The 1,255-nt window shown below is 73.3% G+C and carries 1 protein-coding gene and 1 pseudogene (1 of these 2 cut by a window edge); one reads left to right on the top strand and one right to left on the bottom strand.

Going from position 1 to position 1,255, the window contains the following annotated elements; all coding sequences use genetic code 11:
• A pseudogene (locus FDZ70_00010) lies at positions 1 to 355 on the bottom strand (VanZ family protein) (it extends 707 nt beyond the left edge of the window).
• A gap of 2 nt (positions 356 to 357) precedes the next feature.
• Here FDZ70_00010 and FDZ70_00005 point away from each other — a divergent pair.
• On the top strand, positions 358 to 1,255 hold an 898-nt coding region (locus FDZ70_00005), incomplete at its 3' end, for a hypothetical protein (GenBank protein TLM80571.1).

Here is a 1,255-nt window from a genome sequence, read left to right as displayed (position 1 = left end):
CGCCGAGGGCCGCCCCGACGACGTCGGTGCCCCAGTCGGCTGCGTCGACCGTACGGCCGGGGACGAAGTACTGGTGGAACTCGTCGGAGAGCGCGTAGCAGGCCGCGATGACGACGGCGAGGGCGGCCGCACGACCGTCGCCGCGCGAGCGGCGGAGCGAGGCGTAGAGCAGCGCCCCGAGCATGGCGTATTCGAGCAGGTGTGCGAGCTGCCCGTACCGCCCGGGGAGCGAGCTGCCCGGGACTGACGACAGTGCGAAGATGCAGCCGGCCCACGCGAACGTGACGACGCGGGCCGCCCAGCGGGCGGCCGCGCCGTCGAGGAGGCTGCCGACTCTGAGCGCTCGAGGGATCATCGGTGCGCGAGTGTAGCACGGCGCTTGACCCGGTCCGCCGGGCTCGGTCAGGGTGGGGTCGTCCGGCGTCGTCGGGAGGTGGCTGGATCAGGCGGGATGTCTCACTGGCGTCGGTGGTCGCTTCCGCGGTGTGCTACTCCACGCTGGCTGTGCTCACCCGCCTTGCGTACCAGCAGGGCATGCGGCCGCTTCCCCTGCTCGCGTGGCGGTTCGCGCTCGTGGCCGTGCTGCTCTTCGCCGTCCAAGCGGCGCGCTCGCCGCGATCGCTCGCGGTCGAGGCGCGCACGGTCGCACGCTTCGGCGTTCTCGCTGTCGCGGGCTACGGCTTCGGGTCAGTGTGCTTCTTCTACGCGCTCAAGAGCGCGCCGGCGTCGGTGGTCGCGGTGCTCCTGTACGCGTACCCCGCGATCGTGACGCTTCTCGGCTGGGCCAACGGCGGCGCGCGGCCCGGCCGCGCGCGCTGGGTCGCGCTCTCGGCGACGTTCGCCGGGTGCGCCCTCGTCTCCGGTGTGTTCGGGAGCGGTGCGGTATCCCCCGTCGGAGTCGCGTTGTCGCTGTGCGCGGCGGCGGGCTACGCCGTCTTCACGCACCTGTCGCACCGCTGGATGGGCCCACATCCGCGGGCGGTGCTGATGGCGTACGTGTTCGCGTTCTCGGCCGCTCTCGCGCTCGCCGCGTGCGCCGCCTCAGGCGAGTCGCTGTCTCCGGCCGGGTGGTCGTCTTCCGCGTGGCTGCTCCTCGGGGCGATCGTCGTGGTGCCCACCGCTGCCGCCGTCCTCCTCTTCCTCGAGGGGATCCACGGACTCGGCGCCTCGCAGGCGGCCGTGGTCTCGACGCTCGAACCGGTGTTCACGATCGCGCTCGCGGCGGGCGTGCTCGGCGAGCGGCTCGGCCTCGTGC

This window comes from Actinomycetota bacterium, from assembly GCA_005774595.1.
Taxonomy (GTDB): domain Bacteria; phylum Actinomycetota; class Coriobacteriia; order Anaerosomatales; family D1FN1-002; genus D1FN1-002.
The sequence above is the reverse complement of the archived record's forward strand: the minus strand, read 5'-3'. Positions and strand labels throughout refer to the sequence as shown.